The sequence below is a fragment of the Paenibacillus larvae subsp. larvae genome (assembly GCF_002003265.1).
In the GTDB taxonomy this organism is placed as follows: domain Bacteria; phylum Bacillota; class Bacilli; order Paenibacillales; family NBRC-103111; genus Paenibacillus_H; species Paenibacillus_H larvae.
In genome coordinates this window covers 3,782,684-3,801,395 of record NZ_CP019687.1, presented here as the reverse complement: position 1 = coordinate 3,801,395, position 18,712 = coordinate 3,782,684, and the positions used below count along the sequence as shown (strand labels likewise).

The following is an 18,712-nucleotide window of genomic DNA, read 5'->3' as shown; positions in this document are numbered from 1 at the left end:
ACTGGATTTTATTATAAATTTATGAGATTGGAGATGTTGGGAAATGAATTTGGTAAAGTCTAACAAAAAAGTCATTGTACTTCTTGGTTTGGGCCTAGTGAGCACTTCATTGTTATATATGTTTCTATTAACTGGTACAAATCTGGGTGTTACACCTGTTCAGGGCTTTTCAGGCAATGCTGAGCTAGCCTCTACTTTAGGCATCTCAACTGCTGCAGCGAAAAAAGCAATTGATATCATTGATGCAGCTTCAACAATTGCATCTATTATCTCTTTAATTGGTATTGTAACAGGAGCCGGTGCTGTTTCTTATGCAATTGTTGCAACAGCTAAAACAATGATCAAAAAATATGGTAAAAAATACGCTGCTGCTTGGTAAACTGAAACATAAAGTAATACTTTCTGTATAAAAGCATAAAAGGCTCTCCCCCATACTACAAACAAGGAATGAAGTAAATGATGAACAGAATAGTAAAGCGGATCATTTCTCTTATTAAACATAATTCGTTATCATCCATTCGTAAAATGAAAGATGACTGGAATCTTGAAACAGTTGGAAGAAGAACATGGTATAGTATTGGAATTGCCCTTTTACTAGTTTATTTATGTTTGTTAACTCTTGTTGTTATGTTGGGAACACGTTTCATTGAGCTGCCGCTAAATACCTGGAGTCAGTTTATACTCATTGCGATCTTTCTCGAACAGCTGCTCTGGACGATGGACTTTTTCAAAAAAAATAAAAAAATTTTCTTGCTGGATACGCGGAAATTCATCCATCAATTAGAAGAAGTCCGGTTTTTACAACTTTTTTCTGCCTTTGTATTAAAATCTGTTATCAAAAGTATATGTGTATGGTACCTCTTTGTGTTTCCGGTTTTTATAATACTCTTTGCCATTCAACAGACAACTGTTCACCCATTGTTTATCTTTCTTATAGGATTCATTTATTTCACCTTTACTTGTTTATTTGCCATGCTCTTTTCTTATATTCCTTACATAATGAACCATGTTTGGAGGCAGCTTTCACATTCCAAAATTATTTCATCCGTCCTGTTTGTCATCAGTCTGACGGTTCCTCTACTTATGGGGTATGGGGTGTATTATGTACTGTCAGACGGAAATATGGTTCAGAACATCAAATACTTTCTTGCATCGCCGCTTTTCAAACAAATATTTACTTGCACCCCATATGTATGGATAGCCAATCATGAGCACGATATGTTGACAGGGTTTCTATCTTTCACAGTGGGAATCTTTGTGATCATGATCCTGTTCTATATCTGGTCTGCCACCTTAAAAAGACTAGATTTGATCCCGTATACCGGTATTAGTGATGTTACCCGTGCACCTAAGATTAGGTTGAATGATCAATCCAAAATATTCCGTGCTATTTTCCAAAAAGATATCCTATTTTTGTTAAGAATTCATGGATTTTTTGCCAGAAATTTTGGTAATATGCTTTATGCGCTAATGGTATTTTTAGGTTTTGGGATCCCCTTCATCCAAAACCAATTTTCCACTTATCCAGAAATTGCTATTGTCTCTTTTTCTGTACTGATTGCCCATTTCACCTATCTATTGGTTGGTGATGCACTGAAAATGGTTCTGTCAGTAGACGGTGAGCTGAAAAATCAGCATCTTTTTCAACCGAATATAAAAAATGCATGGCAAATGGTGATGCCGAAAATTTCTATTTATAATTTAATCGTTCTGCTATTTTCTGTGTTCATGTCTGTATTGTTGGCTTTTCTCTTTAAGTGTTCGGTGCCACTGATCATTTGTCTGTTTGTTATGTTTGCAACATCTGGTTTCTTATACGGTCTCGTCTATATTTCCAGCACTGCCCTATATCCTAAGAAAAATTGGGAACATGACTATGAGATCGGAGAATCAGGGAAAGCCCAAACCTTTACTCATTTGTACAGTGGATTTATTTTTATTGTATCATTGCAAATCACTGGTGTAACGGCTTATATGATGTATACCAAATCTGAAATACAAACAACTGTATTGAATACCGCATCAGCTGGATTTATTCTTTTTACATTGCTCAATTATGTTATCATGTTCTTTTATTTAAAGAAAATCAATTTGTTTGAAAGGATCGCCAATCATGATTAAGATTAAACATTTACATAAAACGTATGGGCACAAAGTAGTCTTGAAAGATATCTCTTTTGAAGTAAAAAAAGGGTCCACCTATGCGCTTCTTGGGACAAATGGTGTGGGAAAGACAACAACTTTGAAGATTATTTCGGGGTTGCTTAAGCCTACTGCAGGAACCGTATCCATTGATGGAAATGAACAAAGCCATTCGTTAAATGAACTATCTGCTAATATAGGATTTGTTCCGGATCATGCTGTTCTCTATGAATACTTAACAGGTATGGAGTATTTGCGCTTTGTAGGGGAAATGTTTCAAGTTCCCTCAAAAGATACAAATGTATATATTAATGAAATGTTACAAAAATTACATTTATTTCATGAAGGCGATCAGTTAATCAAAACATATTCACATGGAATGAAGCAAAAATTATCTATCGCGTCCGCTTTAATTCATAAGCCGAAGGTTTTGATTCTTGACGAGCCTTTAACAGGAGTTGACCTTATAAGCGGTAAAGCAATCCGGACATTATTAAAGGAGTATGTAGACCGGGGAAATACGGTCCTTCTATCTACTCACTTGTTGGAACTTGCCCATTCTTTGTGCGATACAATCGGGGTTATTCATGATGGTGAATTTGTTCGGGAGTTTCGTTCTTGTGAATACTCATTGAACCATATGGAACAGCTGATTGAGAACATTTACTCATGATTAAAACTATAACCGTTTCACTGAGAATGAGTAAGGGACCCATACTGGCATCCATAATCTTTTTTGCTGTCGGCTTTATTATCGGCCTGTTTTCGAAAGAGGGATTCTCCGTTACACCTTATGTATCATCAACCAATGTACTGGAGCTGCTGAAAAACAACGTCACGGTTTGTCTTCTTATGGCTTCCGGTTTTTTTTCTTTCGGACTCCTATCCATGTTCTACTTGATGTCTAACGGGTTTATTTTAAGCGGGTCTATTATAGAGAGTCTCCAGAATGGAGTGCCCTTGTATCAAATCGGTTTCCTTCTCTTGCCTCATGGTATTTTTGAAATCCCAGCATTATTATTGAGTGGTTCTATCGGTTTTATAAGTTTAGAAATGATTTGGAAATTATGTTTTGCAAATACAAAAGGAGTCTTGTTAGACTTATTTAAACATATGATGATATTGACACTTTTGATTGGTTGTTTGTTAGTGACGGCATCCATAATAGAAATCTATGTTACTCCATTATTTAAATAAGGAGACATTTCGATGGGATCCAATTTTAAACATCATGTTTACCTTGTAGGAATTCCTGTTATTCTCTTCGTTGGCTACCTTATTTCTTTAACTTGTGAATTCTTACTGCCTTTGTTGACGTTTGGTTTAGCAGGGCTTTATCTGTTTGTATTTGCACCTGTTCAAAACAAAATCGCCAAGTCTCTCTTTCTGCTGATCTTTATCCTTAATCTCTTAGGCAGTATTGCCTTGTATTTGAATATCTAAAACAGCATTTCTACTTAGCAAAAAACCTTTTGCCCCAGAATTTACACTCCGATAACAAAAGGTTTTTCATTGGGAACAGACGGATCATTTTAAATTAGTGTGACGTTGCTGCGATCCGTTTTATGGGAACTGCGTTTATCAAACAGCCGGTTCACTGCATCAATATAAGCTTTGGCACTCGCTTCCAGAATATCAGTGCTAACCCCGCGCCCCAGAACAGAATAGCCGTATTGCTTCAGCATAACATGCACTTCTCCAAGCGCATCCTGTCCCTGGGATACAGAATGGATCTTGTAATCGGCAAGCTCCACTTCTTCCCGGGTGGCCTTATCAATCGCATTATAAATAGCATCGACCGAACCGTTCCCGACTGCCGCTTCCTCTAGTCTACCGCCGTCTTGCGTCAGAATACGAACTGTAGCGGTAGGCACCGACTGGTTCCCATAGGAAACTTGCATCGTATCCAGAACGAACACTTCGGGAACCTGAATCAATTTCTCATCGATAATAGCCCGGATGTCTTCATCCAGTACATTCTTCTTCTTATCGGCAAGCTTTTTAAATTTGGCAAATGCCGTATTCAACTGATCCTCGTTCAGTACATAGCCCAGATCCACGAGTTTTTCGCGGAACGCATGACGGCCGGAATGTTTACCGATTACAAGCTTGCTTTCTTTTAACCCGATCGTTTCAGGCGACATGATTTCATAAGTCGTTTTTTCCTTTAGCATGCCGTCCTGGTGAATCCCTGATTCGTGAGCGAAAGCGTTGGCTCCCACGATTGCTTTATTCCCGGGTACCGCCATACCCGTCAACCGGCTGACTAGACGGCTGGTCCGGTAAATTTCATTCAGCACGAGGGAAGTCTTGGCTTGATACAGATCCTGCCGGGTCTCCAGAGCCATGGCCACTTCTTCCAGTGAGGTATTTCCCGCCCGTTCGCCGATACCATTGATCGTTCCTTCGATCTGGTCAGCCCCGTTCATAATGGCTGCCAGGGCGTTAGCCGTTGCCATACCCAGATCGTTATGGCAATGTGCGCTAAGCTGGATCTTATCAATGCCCGAAACCTGTGCCCTCAGAGTGGCGAATATATGTCCGAACTCTGCCGGGCTCATATAACCAACCGTATCCGGAATATTCACAACCGTCGCGCCTGCCCGAATCGCCATTTCCGTAACTTCACAAAGAAAATCAAGTTCAGTCCGTCCGGCATCCTCCGGAGAGAACTCAATCTTGCTGAAATATTTCTTCGCATAACGGATGGCCGCCTCAGCTGTTTCCAACACCTGCTTCTTATCCATGCGCAATTTATACTGACGATGAATGGGGGAAGTGGCCAAAAATACATGTATGCAAGGGTCCTGTGCATCACGCAGGGCTTCCCTTACTGTGTCAATATCCTGTTCCCTGGAACGGGACAGTCCGATGATCGAAGCGTTACGGACCGCTTTAGCCACTGCTGCCACACCTTCCAGGTCGCCTAGGGAAGCTGCAGGAAATCCTGCTTCGATCCGATCTACGCCCAGCTTTTCGAGCTGGAGGCCGATTCCCACCTTTTCCTGAGTATTGAGGTTAACGCCGGGTGATTGTTCACCATCCCGCAATGTGGTATCAAATACATAGATTTTCCTCATCCTGTCCCCTCCTTCTATATTGTTCTGTTTTCACCTATTTTTTGATCCAGTGCATCATTTCGCGAAGTTCTTTACCTACCTGCTCAAGCGGGTGTTCTGCTTCCTTGCGGCGTGTTGCTGTCAAGAAGGCTCCGTTTGTTTGCTCCAGAATGAAGTTACGGGCAAATACACCTCGCTGAATATCGTCCAGCACTTTCTTCATTTCTTTTTTCGTTTCTTCGTTCACAACGCGCGGTCCGGAAACATAATCTCCGTACTCTGCGGTATTGCTAATGGAGTAGCGCATCCGTTCCAGTCCGCCTTCGTACATAAGATCCACGATCAGCTTCAGTTCATGCAAACATTCGAAGTAGGCAATTTCGGGCTGATAGCCGGCTTCAATCAGTGTTTCAAATCCGGCTTTAACCAGATGGCTGACTCCTCCGCAAAGTACAGCCTGCTCACCAAACAGATCCGTCTCTGTTTCTTCACGGAAAGTGGTTTCGATAACGCCTGCGCGGGTAGATCCGATACCTTTGGCATAAGCAAGGCCGATTTCGTGGGCTTTACCCGTAGCATCTTGTTCCACCGCGATAAGGGCAGGAACCCCAAAACCTTCCACATAAGTGCGCCGTACCAGATGTCCCGGAGATTTAGGAGCGATCATAAGTACATCCAGATCTTCCGTCGGCACGATTTGTCCGAAGTTGATATTGAAACCGTGGGAGAACATAAGAGCCGCACCTTTTTTAATGTTAGGCTCAATGAAATCTCTGTATACTTTTGCCTGGGTTTCATCCGGCATCAGAATCTGAATCACATCCGCACGGTGTGCAGCTTCATCCACAGTAACTACCTCAAAACCGTCTTCCTCCGCTGTTTTCCACGACTTACCCGGACGAAGGCCGATGATTACCTTTAAGCCGCTGTCCCGCAGGTTTTGGGCTTGGGCATGACCTTGTGAGCCATAACCGATGATCGCAATCGTTTTTCCTTGTAGTACGTTAAGTTCTGCATCTTTCTCATAGTACATCTTAGCTGGCATAGTAAGGTTCCTCCTTTGATATAAACAAATTAATATATAATTTCCGGCCCTTAAGCGGGCATTTCAGCGTCTTCAATATTGCATGGAAGAAGGAGAAACGTTCAAATCCCCGCTCAAGGGTGTACATATGTTCACATATTGCTTTTAGGAAATATTCACCTCTGTAAAAATGAACATTTCGAACCGTTTCTTTCGAGCCGGATCTTTTACCTGTGCATTTTTCGTGAAATGACTAATGTTTGGCCAATCCGCGAATCATAGCTGTAGCTCCGGTACGGCTTAATTCACGTATTCCGTAAGGGCGAAGCAATTCCGCCATGGCATCAATTTTTTCCGAATCTCCAACGACCTGAATAATCATAGAATTAGGACCTATATCTACAACAGCCGCACGGAACGTTTCCACAACCCCCAGAATTTCCGGCCGTGCAGCCGGCTCTGCATATACCTTCAAGAGGGCAAGCTCCCTGGCGACCATCGGATTGGAACTGAGATCAACTACTTTGATAACATCCACCAGCTTATAAAGCTGCTTGGAGATCTGTTCTAAGGTAGTATCATCGCCATTCGCCACTACAACCATCCGGGAAAGTCCGATTTCTTCAGATTCTCCCACTGTGATGCTTTCAATGTTGAATCCCCGGCGGCCAAACAGGCCGGAAACTCGCTGCAGGACTCCTGGCTGATTGTTGACTAAAATTGAGATCGTATGCCGTTTCATCATTATTCCGAATCTCCCATCATCATTTCGCTAATCGTAGAGCCTTGAGTAACCATCGGGTACACATTTTCGTGCTTGCTCACTACAAACTCTACAAGGACCGGCCCGGGTGTATTCATTGCCTCTTGCCAAACCTGGTGCGCCTCTTCTTTGTTCGCAGCACGGAGTCCCTTGACTCCATAAGCCTCTGCCAGTTTCACGAAATCCGGGCTTCCTTCCAGATCAATGTGGCTGTACCGGCTGCCATAGATCAGTTCCTGCCACTGTCTCACCATACCCAGCACCCGGTTATTGATTACGACAATCTTAACGGGAATATTGTTGATGGCACATATTGCAAGCTCCTGGGAGCACATCTGCATTCCGCCATCCCCATTGATCGAGATCACCATTTTGTCTTTATTTCCAATTTGCGCCCCTATAGCTGACGGGAAGCCATATCCCATTGTGCCAAGGCCCCCGGAAGTAATCATGGAACGCGGATGCTGGAATTTGTAGAACTGCGCCACCCACATTTGATGCTGTCCGACATCCGTTGTTACGATGGCTTCACCTTTCGTGGTTTCGTTGATCATTCCGATCACATACTGAGGTTTAAGTTCTTTATCCGAATCCTTGTATTTCAAGGGATAGTTTTTCTTGTTTTCCTGTATTTGCTTGATCCAGACGTCGGACCGGGCAGGCATGGCTTTCTGATTGGCGTGTTCTAAAACTGTTTTAATATCCCCGACGCAAGGAATGTCTGTCTTTACGTTCTTTCCTATTTCGGCAGGATCAATATCAATGTGGGCAATCTTTTTCGCTTTCGGTGCAAAACCATCCAGTTTCATTGTCACCCTATCGTCAAAGCGCGAGCCTATAGAGATCAGAAGATCAGCGTTTTGGATAGCATTATTGGCTGTGTAAGTTCCATGCATTCCCGGCATGCCCATCCATAAGTCATGAGCACTTGGGAAACCGCCAAGCCCGAGCAAAGTTGTCGTAACAGGAATCCTTGTCTTCTCTACAAATTCTATCAGCTGATCTGCCGCGTCCGCATAAACTACACCGCCGCCTGCGATGATAACCGGACGTTCTGATTCCTCAATGGCTTTAAGCAGACGCTCCACTTGCAGCTTATTGGGGTGTACCGTCGGATTGTATCCACGAATGTTAATTCCGCCTGCCGGATGAAATACTGCCTGCTGCGCCGATACATCTTTGGGAATATCGATAAGAACTGGCCCCTTACGTCCGGTGGAAGCGATGTGGAATGCTTCATGAATGATTCTAGGCAGATCATTTACATCACGGACCAGATAATTATGCTTGGTAATCGGCATCGTAATGCCCGTAATATCCGCTTCCTGGAAGGCATCCGTTCCGATAAAGTTCGTTGCCACGTTCCCGGTTATGACAACAAGCGGCACCGAATCCATATAAGCCGTAGCAATACCTGTGACCAGATTGGTTGCCCCGGGACCGGAGGTAGCGATACACACGCCTACTTTTCCGGTGGATCTGGCATATCCGTCTGCAGCATGAATGGCTCCTTGTTCGTGACGGGTCAGCAGGTGATCAAAATCTTTGAATCCGTGCATGGCATCGTAAATGTAAAGCACAGATCCTCCCGGGTACCCGAAGACGCATTCGACACCTTCGAGGACCAGGCTTCGAAGCAGAATTTCCGAACCAGTAATCAGTTCCGGCTTCTGAAATTTCTCCATCAGTTCTTCTTTGGATCGTTGTGGTGTTGTTTCAACTTTCATGCGAATCCTCCTCCCGAAATATCAAGTGCGGCAAAATAAAAAAACCTTTTTCATCCCGTACTTCTAGTGTTCGCGGGACGAAAAAGGTTATCTTTTCCGTGGTACCACCCTCATTTGCCAAATACCTTACGGTAATCAGCCTCTATAGGTTCAACTTCAACGATTGAACGCTATAGCACGGTAACGTGTGCCAATCCGTTTTTCCCTAATAAGCAAGGAATCGCACCCCTGCCTTTCAGAAAAACAGCTCCGAGGTGAGCTCGTTCGTAAGGGATTAAGGCGATGGTTCCAGCAATTCCATCCGCTCTCTGTTCATAAGAGCCCTAACAACTTCGTCCTCATCACAGCCGATGTCAGATAACTATGATAATTTAGAATATGATTTAGAGACTATTATATGCAAGCCATTTCCAATAGTCAATACAAAATCTTGAAAAAAACCGCCTTACCCTAAGGTAAAGCGGGTCAAATCGTTCCAAATGGAACAATTAGGCATTCACTTTTTGCTTTGCAGCGTTAGCCAGATCTGCAAATGCTTTCGCGTCATTTACAGCCAGATCCGCCAGCATTTTACGGTTTACTTCAATACCTGCCAGCTTCAGGCCATGCATCATTTTGCTGTAAGAAATACCGTTCATGCGAGCGGCAGCATTAATGCGAGTGATCCACAGTTTGCGGAAATCACGTTTCCGTTGACGACGGTCACGGTATGCATACAGCAGGGATTTCATTACTTGCGCATTCGCAGTTTTAAAAATTCGGTGTTTGGAACCGAAGTATCCTTTTGCCAGTTTTAATACTTTTTTATGACGACGACGAGTAATAAACCCGCCCTTAACTCTTGCCATAATAAATAACCTCCTAAGGTATGATTAAATGTGCTGGTTTTATTTCAGGTTGGACAAACCTTGTTTCAGGCGTTTCACGTCGCCGGGAGCCATAATAGGTTGACCTTCAAGCACGCGTTTTTGACGTCCGGATTTATGGCTAAGCAGGTGGTTTCTGTAAGCTTTGTATCTTTTCACTTTGCCTGTACCGGTAATTTTGAAACGGTCTTTAAGGCTGCTGTGAGTTTTCATTTTTGGCATCTGAGTAATCCTCCTAGAAAATAATATACATGGTACTTCAAACCGTCAGCTATTGGGCTTAGGGGCCAGAATCATAATCATGCTGCGGCCTTCAAGTTTAGGTGCACGCTCTACAGAAGCGATTTCTGCTGTCTCAGCAGCCATGCGCTCAAGTACTTTTTTACCAATTTCAGAATGGGCAATTTCCCGTCCGCGGAAACGTACGGAAGCTTTCACCTTATCCCCATCCTTCAGGAACTTAATCGCATTACGCAGCTTGGTTTGGAAATCATGCTCATCAATTGAAGCACTCAGACGGATCTCCTTGAGATCCACAACCTTCTGATTCTTCCGAGCTTCTTTCTCTTTCTTCTGCATTTCATAGCGGTATTTACCGTAATCCATAATCCGGCAAACCGGGGGTTTAGCAGTAGGAGCTACGTTGACTAAATCCAAGTTGGCATCAGCGGCAATTTGAAGAGCTTCGCGGGTAGGCTTGATTCCAAGCTGCTCACCGTCCGCCCCGATCAGGCGTACTTCCCTTGCACGAATCTCTCCGTTAATCATATGGTCCTTACTAATAATTCTCCACCTCCAGGCTAATGACGATACTCTGACTTACCTATATGAAGCAAAAAAGGATGCAGGCAAACAGCCCACATCCTCAACGATCCCAATTCACATACCATAAGGCATGCTTCTCATTCAAGCTCGTATAACCAGCCGATCCTCAATCGGTCAGGTGAGAAGCGGGCGCTTCTGCTTAGTTTTCAGTCACTTGAACAGTATATCATTCTACTTTTATAAAAGTCAAGCATAATGTTCTCTTATAATTAGCTGACCTGTTTGCTTTGTACTTCTTCCAAACGAATCACACGGGTATGCTCGGTATGGCTCCATTGCTTGTTGTTCTGAGTGAAAAAAGCATAGAAAGTGATCGGCCACCATGACAGCATAAAGATCGGAAAGGTGATCAGCTGTTTGTAAATGGATTTTGGTGCTTTTTCCATAAATAATGCTAACGGGAATACGGCAATTCCCAGAATAGTGAAAAGCATAAACAAAAGCGGTGCCTGCTCATACAAGGATGTCACTTGGCTCTCTCCCGGCATAAGGAGAATATTGATCCAAATGGCTGCGGTAAGAACTGAGTTCAAAAATATGGTGTATACATTGACCGCATAAATAGCCGAGTCGATCTTGGTCCAGCTTCTTTCTTTAATTCCCTGCCATAACAACGGGAAAAAGTAACGTCTGGCCACATTAAAATGTCCTTGCATCCAGCGCAATCTCTGTTTGGCCGAAGCCTTGAAGGTAATCGGTTTTTCGTCATACACCTTAGCGTCATAGTTAAAAGTCGGATTTATGCCGTTTTTCACGCAGCGCATGGTGAATTCCAAGTCCTCTACCAGGCTCGTGGCTCCCCAGCCCATTTCTTTAAGTAAAGCGGCATCAAAGCACATACCTGTACCACCTAAGTAGTTGGCCAGATTTAAATTAACACGCGGTTGCTGCCACAAACGATTGCAGTACCAATAAGTGAATGCATACGAAGACGTAATCCAAGAGTCTTCCGGATTTTTGGTATCCAGGTATGCCTGAATAACTTTTGATCCGCTGCACAGATCATTGTTCATATGCTTCAAATAGTCAGCCGCCACCAAGTTATCTGCATCAAACATAACGACAGCATCATATTGCCGCGGGCGCTTCCAAAGTTCCTTCAACATCCATTCTATGGCATAACCTTTACCCCTTAATTTCGGGTTATGTCTTTGACAAGCGTAAACACCATGGTTTCTTGCAATATCTGCAGTTCGATCTGTACAATTATCACAAATGACAAAGATATCGTACAGGTCTTTTGGATAATCAAGATGTTTTAAGTTTTCAAGAAGGGCACCCACTACCTGCTCTTCATTATGAGCAGCTACGAGGATGGCAAAAGACTTTTGTGGTTCATATTCCTTCTTTTTCTTGGGTAGTGACCAGCCAAAAAACGTCAGTACTAGTTGGTACACCCCCACAGATGCCAACACAATTTGCATTACAAGCAAAATTGTATCCAGCATGCATAACCCCCCTTTAATGTTTACAAAAAAGCAGTTCTCTCTCTAAGCCTTTTGCGCATGTTTAACGTTACGGATAATTTGACACAATCGTAGTTGATTTTGCCTTCTTTCCAATTGTTTGTCAAACCGCTCATTACCTGAAAAAAGAAGCGTTTTTGACTGGATAAGGGAAAGTAAGCACCTTTTTTGTCTCTAATCTTTATTTCATTCCAGATTGCGCATCCGTATTTTGATTTCTGTTTGCTATACTTGTTTTTTACAACGAAGCTCTTATGCATTCATGCAATTCCATCGTGTCTATTATAATCGACGTGAAAAGCGAATACAAATTTTTGAAAGCTGCGAATGTCTTTCTTAAATCATCATCAACTATTTCACCCGGAAAGGTTCATTATAAAACCCTTCGTTAAACTTTTCTACATTTCGAACCGTATCAATTATGTCCAAATGGAGAATTTTTCTCCTTCCCGAACTGAAACGGCTTGTCCTATAGTGTACCCGTATTAGAAAAAAGGATGATAAAGATGGTAAAATAGTAAAAACCATTTATTACACACGGATTTCTTTGTTGAGCATGGTTGGACTTCATATTAAGAATCTCCGCTTCTAAAAGGTAAGGTGACGTTTCGTTGCAAAAAAGAACAATATTGCTGTTATCCGAAGGATTCGGAACTGGGCATACCCAAGCTGCCCAGGCTTTATCGGAAAATTTGATGCAAGCACACCCGGATATTCAGACTAAAGTGCTTGAACTGGGGACATGTTTGCACCCTACCCTTGCCCGATGGGTTTTTTCAGCATTCCGGAAAATCATTTCATCCCAGCCCAAATGGTATGGAACACTTTACCGTTCGCTATACAAAAAATCGCTGAGCGGGCTTACGCAGTTGGCATTACACCGTATTTTCTATGCTCAAACCAATAAAATTATTCAGGAAATGAATCCTGACGCCATTATTTGTACCCATCCTTTTCCCAGTGCGGTAGTTTCCCGTCTGAAACAGTCCGGCTTGGAGACACCGCTGTGCACTGTAATTACGGATTATGATGCCCACGGCACATGGATAAGCGCCGGAGTTAACAAATATCTGGTATCTTCACAAAACGTTAAAGATAAGCTGGTAGTCCGGGGGTACCGGAACACAATATTGAAATAACAGGTATACCGATTCGCCCTGCCTTCCTTAGCCAGTCTGGAAATAAAAACGAAATAAGAAGAAGATTCGGGCTTGAGGAAAAACCTACCGTTCTAATAATGGGAGGAGGCTGGGGAATTATCGTAAACGAAACCTTGCTAAACAGGCTGCTTAGCTGGAAAGACCGGATTCAGCTTATTTTCGTTCTCGGCAGTAATCATAAAGCATTGGCCAAGATGAAAAAAGATACCCGCTTTAACCATGCAAACATTCATCTCCTTGGTTATACCGAAGAGGTGGACAAGCTAATGGAAGTATCTGACCTGCTTTTAACCAAACCCGGGGGGTTAACCTGTACCGAAGGCCTTGCAAAAGGAATGCCGATGCTTTTCTATGAACCCATTCCCGGACAGGAAGAAGAGAATATGAGGTATTTTGCAGAACAGGGATTAGGAGAAATCATCCGCTCCGAAGCAACGATTGATTATTGGTTTCGTCTCCTGTCCGAAAACAGCGAATGGATACGCCAAACAAGAATATCCGGGATGAAGCCATTAAAGCAGTCACCCCTGCAGTGGTTGGAAATTGTCCTGAAACTTTTAGGGGATCCAGTCAAAAGCAGTCCTGCTATCTAGGACTGCTTTTTCTCTTGAAGTGCTTGTTCGTGTTCATGTAAAACGACAGAGCCGATTAATACCTCAGTACGGTAAATGTTCATCCCTTTATCATGAAACTTGGACTCATATTCAGTCATAACGTGATCAGGATGGGGCCCTTCCGCATGCAGATTCAGGGAAATATTCCGCAATCTCATCCCTTCATCCGCAAACGAATTTAGGGAAAACTCAAATAAAGACAGCGAATCTGACTTTTGGTGAATCTCTCCGCGATTATTCAAGATCCGCCGGTACTTGTTCAGAAACCCTTTATGGGTCAGACGGCGGCGGGCATGGCGTTTTTTTGGCCACGGATCACTGAAATTAAGGTAAATTCGTTCAATTTCCCCCTCATCAAACACATCCTCAATTTGTTCAATGTTGAATAATGCCAATTTCAGATTGCGGATATGCTTTTCTTTACCTTCCCCTTCTTCCCCGAAATGAATATGCCTTGCTTTTTCGCTTGCTCTTCGCAAAAGCTCGTCATACATGTCAACTCCGATAAAATTGATGTCCGGGTTCTTTTTGCTCATCTTACTGATAAATTGTCCTTTTCCCATTCCAAGTTCTACATGAACAGGATTATTATTACCGAATATTTCAGACCATTTTCCCTTTAAAGATTTAGGTTCCAGCACCACAAGTTCCGGTTGCTTTTCCAGGGATTCACGAATCCCTTTTCTTCCTCTTAGTCTCATTACCGGCTTCCTCCCTGTACAAAAGAAAACGGCTTATCTGTTCAGAAAAGAATGATTAGCGTTTCCTAGCCAATATTAGAATAAAATCCGTTTCAAATAATAGACGATCTATCCCGAAAAATCAAAGGATTTTTATGTATAAAACCGCAGGAAAGGCAAAAGAGCATTCCCTTGCCAAGGAGAATGCTCTTTGCATGCTATTTGCGGGTACGTTCCCTATTGCGACCACCAAACCCGGCTAAACCGAAAAGCCCAAGCAATCCCAACCATCCATAGTTAGCAGTGTTCGTTCTTGTTCCGTTTGTTGTGTATGGTCTGTACGTATTGGCATTGACTCCCTTGGGAGTATACCCTGTCGTACTGGCGCGGTCCATCATATTGGATGTCCCGTTTACACCGCCGGTAGTTCCCGTGTACCCGCCATAAATACCTGTTCTCACGTTCGGAGTTCCTTGACCCGTAACATAATTTGTATAAGGTCCGCCACTCGGATACTGGTTTGGATTCGTCATGTAATTGTATCCGTTTGTCGTGTATCCTCCTACTGTACTAGGAGTCGGCTTAGGAGTAGCAGACACGTTGCCTGAAGAGGCTGCAGTGTTAGCAGATGCCGCACCTCCTACGGCAAGTGAGGATACCAAAGCAGCTGTCAGTGCAATGGAACGAAGTTTCTTCATTCTCATGACATTCCCCTTTCGAGCGTGTTGGTGGTGCGTTTTTATTTTTCTCTTTAGGCGGCTGTTTTATCGGTATAAGACCGGTAAGTTCTTGGAAGAATCGGGGAAGGGTCGCTTTCAAGCAAATTATTGGCTACAATAAAACAAGTAATGGAAAAATAAAAGGAGTTTATAACATGCAGTCAGCAGCCGAAACCTCCCCGCTGATGTGGGGAGATAAACGTTTTCATACATGGAATTACGAAATGCGCAGCCAATTCCGGACGAAAGTATTCAAAGTCATGCTTGATGCCGGCTTTACTTGTCCAAACCGGGACGGGACTATTGCCTCAGGAGGATGTACGTTCTGCAGTGCCCGGGGTTCAGGAGATTTCGCGGGCAGCAGGCGGGACGATCATGTTACGCAATTTAATACCATCCGCGACCTGCAGCATAAAAAATGGCCGGATGCCAAATATATCGGGTATTTCCAAGCTTATACCAATACCTATGCCCCAGTTGAAGTACTTCGTGAATATTATGAGGTTATTTTGGAGCAGCCAGGGGTTGTGGGGCTTTCCATCGCTACCCGCCCTGATTGTTTACCTGACGATGTAGTTGAATATTTGGCAGAACTGAACAAGAGGACTTATTTATGGGTGGAACTAGGACTCCAAACGGTTCATGAATCCACATCCGATCTGATAAACCGGGCACATGATACCCAGTGCTACCTCAATGCAGTTGGAAAATTACGGAGACATAATATCCGTATCTGTTCCCACATTATTTACGGACTACCGGGCGAAACACATGAGATGATGATGGATACATGCCGGGCTGCAGCTGCGATGGATGTACAGGGCATCAAAATTCATCTCCTCCACCTGATGCGTAAGACTTCCATGGTCAGGCAATATAAAGAAGGGCTCGTGAAATTCCTGGAGAAGGATGAATACGTCAAGCTGATCGTAGATTCTCTGGAAATCCTTCCTCCCGAAATGATCGTTCACCGCCTTACCGGGGATGCTCCGCGGGATCTGCTGGTCGGCCCTATGTGGAGCCTTAAAAAGTGGGAAGTACTCAATGCCATTGACGCAGAACTTATAAGACGAAATACATGGCAGGGTAAATATTACCAAAAGTAAACAGGAGAGAGCAGGATGGGATTTGTTTCTGTACTTAGTTACGCACATCAGTTAATCCGGCAAAAAGTACAGCCGGGTGAATCCGTAATAGACGCAACAGCAGGTAACGGGGTAGATACATTGTTTCTGGCGAGCCTAGTCGGGCCCTCCGGAAAAGTATACGGCTTTGATATTCAAAAGGAGGCTATCCGGCATACCCGGGACCGCTTAGCACAAGAGCTTCCTTCATCAGCTCTTTATGTTACCCTGATTCAGGATAGCCATCATCGTCTGACCGATTACTTACCCGAGCAAGAACAAGGCAAGATTGCTGCAGCCATGTTCAACCTGGGATATCTGCCGGGAGCCGAAACCCGGACGATAACCCGCCCGGATACTACCCTTCCCGCTCTGGAAGCGGCTCTTGCCTCACTTCGGAGGGGAGGTATCCTTACTGTGGTTCTTTATCCCGGGCACGAAGGCGGACGGGAGGAAGCGGATAAGGTAACCCGATGGGCAGCAGAGCTCCCGCAGAACTTATGCCAGGTACTTGAATACCGGTTCCTGAACCGCAGAAGCGGCTCACCCTACCTCCTGGCTTTAGAAAAAACCGCCAAAATGATATAATGTCAACCGGACATACTTATATATAACAGAAAGTAGGGAGTACGATTGAAACCATACCCTCTAAAATTCAAACCGGACTTTAAAGAACGTGTTTGGGGAGGCAGAGCGCTGGAGCAATTCGGACTGGAGCTTCCCGAAGGACATATTGGTGAAGGGTGGATGATTGCTGACCATCCCAACGGCACTTCTACTGTAATAAACGGGGAGTTTGCCGGGAAAGGATTGGACGAAGTTCGTGAATCTTACGGTGAAATCCTTTTTGGTACCAAGGGCTTTTCCCAAAAAACAGGGCGTTTCCCTCTTCTGGTAAAGCTCCTGGATTGCAATGATGACTTATCCGTTCAGGTTCATCCTAGTGATGATTATGAGAAATTGGCAAAGGGAGAGCTTGGCAAAACCGAAATGTGGTATGTGCTGGATGCAAAGCCCGGAGCCAAAATCATCTACGGCCTCAAGGAAGGCGTTGATCGCGAACAATTAAAAAAGGCAATTGAAGAAGACCGCATTCTGGATTCTTTGCAAGAAGTTTCCGTTCAGGCCGGCGATTCCTTCTACATTCCGGCCGGAACCGTACATGCCCTTGGAGCAGGTGTACTGGTAGCGGAGATCCAACAAAATTCGGATACTACTTACCGGCTGTATGATTATAACCGTCCAGGCCTTGATGGCAAGCCAAGAGAGCTTCATATTGAAGATTCCCTCAATATGGCAGCATATGAAGGTGCCGGAGCAACTCAGATGAAAACGGATCTGAAGCAGGATCAGGAATGGCTGACCATTGCCGAATCCCCTTACTTCCTGGTCCAAAAGGGAAGAGTAAACGGCAAGTGGGAACTGAGTACAAACGCGGAAAGTTTTGTTCTCTTTGTAATTGCCGAAGGCAGCGGCTATATCTCCTGGGCAGACGGTTCCATTGATGCTAAGCGCGGGGATTGTTTCCTTCTGCCGGCTACACTCGGTAAATACTCTCTGGACGGCCATATGACGGTTCTTCGCAGTTTTGTACCTTAACTCTTGCCTTAGCTATTCCCCGGAATGAAAGGACATGCTATCACTCTATAGCCAAAACCTTTTACCTGTAGGCGATGTATTCAAAAATTATGTCTATAGTTTGAGGAGCTCTGTCCCAAAAGTGTTCGTATAAATGGGCCAGTCCCAAATTCCATACGAGAGAACCTCCAATCCACTGACAAAGTGGAGATGGAGGTTCTTTTTCAGCTGAAATTTAACTCTAAGAGGGATCAAAAACCACCAATCAATTTTTGGGGCATCCCATTTTTATGGTTTTATGTTAATTTCAGGGTATACTAAAAGATACACGTCTTCTCCGGTCGGGAAGATTAATATATGATCAGCAAAGTGCTGACGGAATCATTCACTTGGCCTTTATCAAGAAGCCGTGACAGATCGAATGGAAGCTTTTCCAATACCACATGCTTATAAATCTCTTTCTCATTAAGGTGTAATCCATCCGTTGCGCATTCCAGTACTTCTCCAACACGTCTTCCACCCGTTTGATCCTGACAATATCAGTAAAAGGAAGAATCAGACCGGAGTATAAGGATCAAGTTCAGGTACCGTAAGCAGACCATCCTCCGCCCCGAGATCTGAATCAGCAAATTCAGACTGCCATCTGCTGGCCTGCTTACGGATTTGCTCCTCCAGTCTGGCCTTCTCCCGCATCAGAGCGTCCCCATCCCCGTTCTGTTCGCGGATAGCTATATCCAGTGCAGTTTTGTCTTCCAGCATACGAATCATCTGATACAGCAGCATACAGTGATTACCCCCTGCTCAACGAGTTTCTTCTTATTTAAATAAAGCGCTGTCATTTAGTTATAAGTTCAATATTCCCGTTTACAGGAAAACGTATTCACAGAAGCTGTATAAGGAATGACCTGGATGCAATTCCCCCAATCCCGTTTTCGAAAGAAGCTGCAAATCCATCAAAATGAGTA

General features: G+C 43.8%; 19 protein-coding genes and 2 pseudogenes. 9 read left to right on the top strand and 12 right to left on the bottom strand.

All coding sequences use genetic code 11. The features are described from left to right. The first annotated feature begins 43 nt into the window (after positions 1-43). From BXP28_RS19780 to BXP28_RS19760, 5 genes are all read left to right on the top strand, one after another. A complete protein-coding gene (locus tag BXP28_RS19780; protein ID WP_023484873.1) occupies positions 44-379 on the top strand; it encodes an uberolysin/carnocyclin family circular bacteriocin in 336 nt (111 codons plus the stop codon). Positions 380-1,257: 878 nt separating this feature from the next. After that, positions 1,258-2,121 (top strand): hypothetical protein, encoded by an 864-nt coding sequence (locus BXP28_RS24660; RefSeq protein WP_237703310.1) that lies wholly within the window; start codon positions 1,258-1,260, stop codon positions 2,119-2,121. Next, a complete protein-coding gene (locus BXP28_RS19770) occupies positions 2,114-2,815 on the top strand; it encodes an ABC transporter ATP-binding protein (RefSeq protein WP_024095282.1) in 702 nt (233 codons plus the stop codon). Before BXP28_RS24660 ends, BXP28_RS19770 begins: the two co-directional genes overlap by 8 nt. Then, positions 2,812-3,339 (top strand): stage II sporulation protein M, encoded by a 528-nt coding sequence (locus BXP28_RS19765; protein WP_024095283.1) that lies wholly within the window; start codon positions 2,812-2,814, stop codon positions 3,337-3,339. The genes BXP28_RS19770 and BXP28_RS19765 overlap by 4 nt, the downstream gene beginning before the upstream one ends. 12 nt (positions 3,340-3,351) lie before the next feature. Then, complete coding sequence (locus tag BXP28_RS19760; protein WP_024095284.1) at positions 3,352-3,585, top strand: DUF5970 family protein; 234 nt, start codon at positions 3,352-3,354, stop codon at positions 3,583-3,585. Positions 3,586-3,674: 89 nt separating this feature from the next. Here BXP28_RS19760 and BXP28_RS19755 read toward each other — a convergent pair whose 3' ends face one another. From BXP28_RS19755 to BXP28_RS19720, 8 genes are all read right to left on the bottom strand, one after another. Continuing rightward, positions 3,675-5,222, bottom strand: coding sequence for a 2-isopropylmalate synthase (locus BXP28_RS19755; protein ID WP_036655977.1), 1,548 nt, complete (start codon positions 5,220-5,222; stop codon positions 3,675-3,677). 34 nt (positions 5,223-5,256) lie between these two features. Further along, on the bottom strand, positions 5,257-6,246 hold the full coding sequence (ilvC, locus tag BXP28_RS19750; protein ID WP_024095286.1) for a ketol-acid reductoisomerase: 990 nt from the start codon (positions 6,244-6,246) through the stop codon (positions 5,257-5,259). A gap of 232 nt (positions 6,247-6,478) precedes the next feature. After that, positions 6,479-6,970 (bottom strand): acetolactate synthase small subunit, encoded by a 492-nt coding sequence (gene ilvN, locus BXP28_RS19745; protein WP_023484867.1) that lies wholly within the window; start codon positions 6,968-6,970, stop codon positions 6,479-6,481. Next, positions 6,970-8,715, bottom strand: coding sequence for a biosynthetic-type acetolactate synthase large subunit (gene ilvB, locus BXP28_RS19740; RefSeq protein WP_023484866.1), 1,746 nt, complete (start codon positions 8,713-8,715; stop codon positions 6,970-6,972). The genes ilvN and ilvB overlap by 1 nt, the downstream gene beginning before the upstream one ends. A gap of 488 nt (positions 8,716-9,203) precedes the next feature. After that, on the bottom strand, positions 9,204-9,563 hold the full coding sequence (gene rplT / locus BXP28_RS19735; protein WP_023484865.1) for a 50S ribosomal protein L20: 360 nt from the start codon (positions 9,561-9,563) through the stop codon (positions 9,204-9,206). 39 nt (positions 9,564-9,602) lie between these two features. Continuing rightward, positions 9,603-9,803 carry a 50S ribosomal protein L35 gene (rpmI, locus tag BXP28_RS19730; RefSeq protein ID WP_023484864.1) on the bottom strand — a complete coding sequence of 67 codons (201 nt, stop codon included), beginning with the start codon at positions 9,801-9,803 and terminating at the stop codon, positions 9,603-9,605. A gap of 45 nt (positions 9,804-9,848) precedes the next feature. Next, positions 9,849-10,349 carry a translation initiation factor IF-3 gene (gene infC / locus BXP28_RS19725; protein WP_023484863.1) on the bottom strand — a complete coding sequence of 167 codons (501 nt, stop codon included), beginning with the start codon at positions 10,347-10,349 and terminating at the stop codon, positions 9,849-9,851. A 266-nt stretch (positions 10,350-10,615) separates the two neighbouring features. Beyond that, on the bottom strand, positions 10,616-11,854 hold the full coding sequence (locus tag BXP28_RS19720; protein WP_023484862.1) for a glycosyltransferase family 2 protein: 1,239 nt from the start codon (positions 11,852-11,854) through the stop codon (positions 10,616-10,618). Between the two features lie 629 nt (positions 11,855-12,483). Between BXP28_RS19720 and BXP28_RS25670 the strand changes: the two are divergent. After that, a pseudogene (locus BXP28_RS25670) lies at positions 12,484-13,625 on the top strand (MGDG synthase family glycosyltransferase). On the opposite strand, the gene trmB reads toward BXP28_RS25670, so the two are convergent. Both trmB and BXP28_RS19700 read right to left on the bottom strand, forming a co-directional pair. Then, positions 13,622-14,347: a tRNA (guanosine(46)-N7)-methyltransferase TrmB gene (gene trmB, locus BXP28_RS19705; protein ID WP_023484860.1), complete on the bottom strand. Its 726-nt coding sequence runs from the start codon at positions 14,345-14,347 to the stop codon at positions 13,622-13,624. The pseudogene BXP28_RS25670 and the gene trmB sit on opposite strands and share 4 nt — an antisense overlap. 197 nt (positions 14,348-14,544) lie before the next feature. Beyond that, the gene (locus tag BXP28_RS19700) at positions 14,545-15,030 is read right to left on the bottom strand and encodes a WGxxGxxG family protein (RefSeq protein WP_023484859.1); all 486 of its coding nucleotides are present in this window, start codon (positions 15,028-15,030) and stop codon (positions 14,545-14,547) included. Positions 15,031-15,200: 170 nt separating this feature from the next. Here BXP28_RS19700 and mnmL point away from each other — a divergent pair, with 170 nt between their 5' ends. Genes mnmL through BXP28_RS19680 form a run of 3 tightly spaced genes read left to right on the top strand, consistent with a single transcriptional unit; the run spans position 15,201 to position 17,768 of the window. Continuing rightward, positions 15,201-16,151: a tRNA modification radical SAM protein MnmL/YtqA gene (gene mnmL, locus BXP28_RS19690; protein WP_023484858.1), complete on the top strand. Its 951-nt coding sequence runs from the start codon at positions 15,201-15,203 to the stop codon at positions 16,149-16,151. Between the two features lie 15 nt (positions 16,152-16,166). Further along, complete coding sequence (gene mnmM / locus BXP28_RS19685; RefSeq protein WP_023484857.1) at positions 16,167-16,757, top strand: tRNA 5-(aminomethyl)-2-thiouridylate-methyltransferase MnmM; 591 nt, start codon at positions 16,167-16,169, stop codon at positions 16,755-16,757. A 45-nt stretch (positions 16,758-16,802) separates the two neighbouring features. Next, positions 16,803-17,768, top strand: coding sequence for a type I phosphomannose isomerase catalytic subunit (locus BXP28_RS19680; protein ID WP_023484856.1), 966 nt, complete (start codon positions 16,803-16,805; stop codon positions 17,766-17,768). 445 nt (positions 17,769-18,213) lie between these two features. Here the strand turns inward: BXP28_RS19680 and BXP28_RS19675 are convergent. Continuing rightward, positions 18,214-18,303: pseudogene (locus BXP28_RS19675) on the bottom strand (DUF4080 domain-containing protein); the annotation flags it as partial. Beyond that, complete coding sequence (locus tag BXP28_RS19670; protein ID WP_024095292.1) at positions 18,303-18,530, bottom strand: hypothetical protein; 228 nt, start codon at positions 18,528-18,530, stop codon at positions 18,303-18,305. The gene BXP28_RS19670 and the pseudogene BXP28_RS19675, both read right to left, overlap by 1 nt. Positions 18,531-18,712: the final 182 nt, after the last annotated feature.